The 4,643-nt window shown below is 64.4% G+C and carries 4 protein-coding genes; all 4 read right to left on the bottom strand.

Annotation, left to right across the window (positions count from 1 at the left end; all coding sequences use genetic code 11):
* Positions 1-294, bottom strand: a 294-nt coding sequence (locus tag Q8R73_RS19885) for an SDR family NAD(P)-dependent oxidoreductase (protein ID WP_305721254.1), incomplete at its 3' end; no start/stop codon positions are given.
* A gap of 236 nt (positions 295-530) precedes the next feature.
* Positions 531-1,673: a pimeloyl-CoA dehydrogenase small subunit gene (gene pimD / locus Q8R73_RS19880; RefSeq protein WP_305721253.1), complete on the bottom strand. Its 1,143-nt coding sequence runs from the start codon at positions 1,671-1,673 to the stop codon at positions 531-533.
* 131 nt (positions 1,674-1,804) lie between these two features.
* The gene (gene pimC / locus Q8R73_RS19875; protein WP_305721252.1) at positions 1,805-2,995 is read right to left on the bottom strand and encodes a pimeloyl-CoA dehydrogenase large subunit; all 1,191 of its coding nucleotides are present in this window, start codon (positions 2,993-2,995) and stop codon (positions 1,805-1,807) included.
* Positions 2,996-3,171: 176 nt separating this feature from the next.
* Positions 3,172-4,643 (bottom strand): dicarboxylate--CoA ligase PimA (gene pimA, locus Q8R73_RS19870; protein ID WP_305721251.1); only part of this gene is annotated, 1,472 nt, incomplete at its 5' end.

Genomic DNA, 4,643 nt, shown 5'->3' with positions numbered 1-4,643 from the left:
ATTCACGGCGGCGTTGCAGACCAGGATGTCGATCTTGCCGTAGTGCTTTGTCGTGCCCGCGATCAGCGCCTCGACTTCCTCGCGGCGCGAGATGTTGCAGGGAATGACATGGGCGTCGCCGCCGGCCTTTCTGATGCCGGTGGCGACTTCCTCGCAGGCATCGGCCTTGCGGCTGGAGATCACGACCCTGGCGCCGAGCTTTGCCAGCAGCTCCGCCGAGGAGCGGCCGATGCCGCGGCTGGAGCCGGTGATGACGGCGACCTTGCCGCTGAGATCGAACGGGGTGTTTTTCATTGTTGATTGCTCCCTGATGTATCGTTCGTCATTGCGAGCGCAGCGAAGCAATCCATGCCTCGGCACAAAGAGAGAAAGATGGATTGCTTCGCTGCGCTCGCAATGACGTTGAGAGGGTGCGTTGCTTGTCTCGGCGATATCGCCTGTCATTCCGGGGCGATGCGAAGCATCGAACCCGGAATCTCGAGATTCCGGGTTCATCGCTGCGCGATGCCCCGGAATGACGGAAAGTATGCCTACACCAGCCCGCCGCCCTCGGTGACGCGGCGGAGGTGGTAGTCGGTGTCGCCAAAGGTGTTCTCGATCATGGTCAGGCGCTTGAAGTAGTGGCCGATCTTCGCCTCCTGCGTCATGCCGATGCCGCCATGGAGCTGGATCGCCTGCTGGCCGACGAATTTGGCGGATTTGCCGATCTGCACCTTGGCCGCCGCCACCGCGGTGGCGCGCTCTTTGGCGTCGTCGAAATCGCTCGCCATGGTGGCGAACATCGACATGCTGCGGGCCTGCTCGACGGCGACGAACATGTCGGCGGCGCGGTGCTGCAGGGTCTGGAAGCTGCCGATCGGCACGCCGAACTGGGTGCGGGTCTTCAGGTACTCGACGGTGGTCTTGAGCGATTCATCCATCGCGCCGACCGCTTCCGCGCACAGCGCGATGCGGGCGTCGTCGACCACGCGCTCGATCAATGCGAGGCCATTTTCGGGATCGCCGATCGCCGCATCGGCGCCGACCTCGACGCCCGTGAAGGTGACGTCGGCGGCATGCAGGCCGTCCTGGGTCGGGTAGCCCTTTTTCGCGATCCCCTTGGCATCGGCGGGTACCAGGAACACGCCGATCCCGGCGGCGTCGCGCTGGCCGCCCCTGGTGCGCGCGGTGACGATGAAGGTGTCGGCATTCTCGCCGTTGAGCACGACGAACTTCTCGCCATCGATCACCCAGCCGTCGCCCTTTTTCTTGGCGGTGGTGGCGACGTCCTGCAGATCATAGCGCGAGCCCTTCTCGAGCTGCGCGAAGGCAAAGGTCTTGCTGCCGTCGATGATGCCGGGAATGTGCGCGGCCTTCTGCGCGGCCGAGCCGCCGCGTCGCAGGAAGCCGCCCGATATCACCACGGTCGCCAGATAAGGCTCCAGCAGCAGCGCCTTGCCCAGCGCCTCCATCACGATCATGGTCTCGACCGCGCCGGCGCCGAAGCCGCCATCGTCTTCCGAGAACGGCAGCCCGAGCAGGCCCTGCTCGGCGAGCTTGCCCCAGACCGCCTTGCTCCAGCCGCCCTTCTCCGCGCGGTATTTCTTGCGCGAGTCGAAATCGTAGGAATCGTTCAACAGCCCGTCGACGCTTTCCTTGAGAAGCCGCTGCTCCTCGGACAGATCAAAATCCATGTTCTCTACTTTCCCTTGATACCTTCGAAGCGAGTCATCCCGGGGCACGCGTCTTCGCGTGAACCCGGAATCTCCGGCTTCCACAATCTCTAGATTCCGGGTTCGCGCTGGCGCGCGCCCCGGAATGACCACTACAACCCCAGCACGGCCTTGGTGATGATGTTGCGCTGGATCTCGTTGGAGCCGCCGTAGATCGAGACCTTGCGGTTGTTGAAATAGCTCGGCGCGATCTGGGCGGTCCAGTCCATCGATTCGTTGCTGCCCTCGTCGCCGTGCTCGTCATAGGGCGCGGCGAACGGGCCGATCACTTCCATCAGCAGCTCGGTGGTGGTCTGCTGGATTTCCGAGCCTTTGATCTTCAGGACCGAAGACGCCGGATTGGGCTTGCCCTTGCCGTGCTTGTTCTCGTCGGCGACGACGCGCAGCTGGGTCAGCTCCAGCGCCTTCAGCTCGATCTCGACCTCGGCCAGCTTCTCGCGGAACTTCTGGTCCTCGATGATGGGCTTGCCGCCGGCCTCGACCTTGGAGGCGAGGTCGCGGATGCGGCGCAGCCGCTCCTTGGACACACCGACCCGGGCGATGCCGGTGCGCTCGTTGCCGAGCAGGAACTTGGCGTAGTCCCAGCCCTTGTTCTCCTCGCCGATCAGGTTCTCGACCGGCACCTCGACGTCGTCGAAGAACACTTCGTTGACCTCGTGGCCGCCGTCGATGGTCTCGATCGGGCGCACCGTGACGCCCTTCGACTTCATGTCGAACACGATGAAGGAGATGCCCATCTGCTTCTTGGCGCCGGGGTCGGTGCGGCACAGGCAGAAGATCATGTCGGCATGCTGCGCCAGCGTGGTCCAGGTCTTCTGGCCGTTGATGATGTACTTGTCGCCCTTGCGCTCGGCCTTAGTCTTCAGCGAGGCGAGGTCCGAGCCCGAGCCGGGCTCGGAAAAGCCCTGGCACCACCAGTCGTCGACATTGGCGATGCGCGGCAGATACTGCTGCTTCTGCTTTTCGTTGCCGAAGGTGTAGATCACGGGGCCGACCATGCTGACGCCGAAGGCGAGCGGCGCCGGCGCCGGATGCATCTGAAGCTCCTCGTTGAAGATATAGTGCTGCACCGAGCTCCAGCCGGTGCCGCCATATTCCTTCGGCCAGTGCGAGACGCCCCAGCCCTTCTTGTTCAGGATGCGCCACCAGGCGACCATCTCGTCCTTGGAGAGGTGGCGGCCCTCCACCAGTTTCTTGCGGGTCTCCGGCGGCACGTTGTTCTTGAAGAACTCCCGCACCTCGTCACGAAACGCCACTTCTTCCTTGCTGAAGCTGAGATCCATCGGATCCTCCTGTGTGCGAATGAAATTTACGCGTTATCTCTCGGTCCGTCGTGCCTGCGTTCGCAGGGACCCATAACCCCCGGCGCCAGCGGGCAATAAAAGGCGTCTCACACCGTGCCCGAACGCGAGACCTCGCGGTATGGGTCCCTGCGTTCGCAGGGACGACGCTGGAGTTGTCATGAACCGCCTCCCGTCGCCAGTTGCGGTTGTTGCGGGTGCGCCGGCTGGCGGTTGCGCAGTTCGTGGCGCGACAGCTTGCCGACCGAGGTGCGCGGCAGTTCGTCGACGAATTCGAGCGCCGCCGGAATTTCGTGCTTGCCGAGCTTGCCGGCGAGAAAGGCCTTCAATTCGTCGAGGCTGAACGGCGCCGCAGCTTCGCGCAATTTGACAAAGGCCTTGGCCGCCTCGCCGCGGTAATCGTCGGGAATGCCGATCACGATGACCTCATGCACGGCGGGATGCTCGTACATCGCCTGCTCGATCATCTGCGGATAGACGTTGAAGCCGCCGGAGATGATCATGTCCTTCTTGCGGTCGACCAGATAGAAATAGCCGTCGGCGTCGATGTAGCCGATGTCGCCGGTCAGAAACCGGTCGCCGACGAAAGCCTCGGCGGTCTCCTTCGGCCGGTTCCAGTAGCCTTTGGTCACGTTCGGCCCGCGGATGCGGATTTCGCCGGTTACGCCGACCGGCAACACCTTCGCGGCATCGTCCAGCGCCACCACATCCATCTCGATGCCCGGCAGCATCAGCCCGATCGAGCCCGGCTTGTCCGGCCCCTCCTTGGGATGGGCGGTGCCGGGCGAGCAGGTCTCGGTCATGCCCCAGCCGCTCTTCAGCTTCATGCCGACCTTGCGCTCGAACACGCGTGCGACTTCGACCGGCAGCGGTGCGCCGCCGGAGCCGCACGACATCAGCGACGACAGATCGCGCCTGTCGAGATCGGGCAGTGCCGCGATCGCGATCCACATCGTGGGGACGCCGGGGAAGGAAGTGGCGCGCTTGACCTCGATGTCGCGCATCACGGCCTCGACCTCGAAGCGCTGGTGCAGCGAAATCAGATGGCCGCGCCGCAGGCTGCTGAGCAGCACCACGGTGAGCGCGAAGATGTGAAACAGCGGCAGCACGCAGATCACGCGCTCGACCGGATTGTTGCGCTCGGCGCGCGACGGTTTGCCCCAGACGTCGTAGACCGACACCGCCGAGGTCAGATTGCCGTGGCTGAGCATCGCGCCCTTCGGCAGGCCGGTGGTGCCGCCGGTATATTGCAGCAGCGCGACATCGTCGGCCGAGAGTTTGGGCCACGCCGCCGGGCGCGTGGCGCCGTCGGTGAAGGTCTTGAAGGTGACGATCGCGGGGCTATCCGGGATCGGCGTATGCGGGTTGCCGACCGCGCCCCAGTGGTCGTCCTGGCAGACGATCAGCCGGTCGACCAGGCCCTTTTCGAGAAACTTCAGCGCCGTCGGCAGCAGCGTCGCGAGATCGCTGGTGACCAGCACACGCGCGCCCGAGTCGCTCAGCTTGTGCGACAGCGCGATGGCGCCGTCGAGCGGTGAAAGATGCACGATGCGGGCGCCGGCCTTCAGCGCGCCGAAGAAATTGACCGGATGATCCGGCGAATTACCGAGGAACAGCGCCACCGAATCCC

This window comes from Bradyrhizobium sp. (assembly GCF_030697065.1).
In the GTDB taxonomy this organism is placed as follows: Bacteria; Pseudomonadota; Alphaproteobacteria; order Rhizobiales; family Xanthobacteraceae; genus Bradyrhizobium.
The sequence above is the reverse complement of the archived record's forward strand: the minus strand, read 5'-3'. Positions and strand labels throughout refer to the sequence as shown.

Excerpts from the sequence above, each read along its gene's own strand:
- pimC (WP_305721252.1), bottom strand. The coding sequence starts at position 2,995 with ATGGATCTCAGCTTCAGCAAGGAAGAAGTGGCGTTTCGTGACGAGGTG.
- pimD (WP_305721253.1), bottom strand. The coding sequence starts at position 1,673 with ATGGATTTTGATCTGTCCGAGGAGCAGCGGCTTCTCAAGGAAAGCGTC.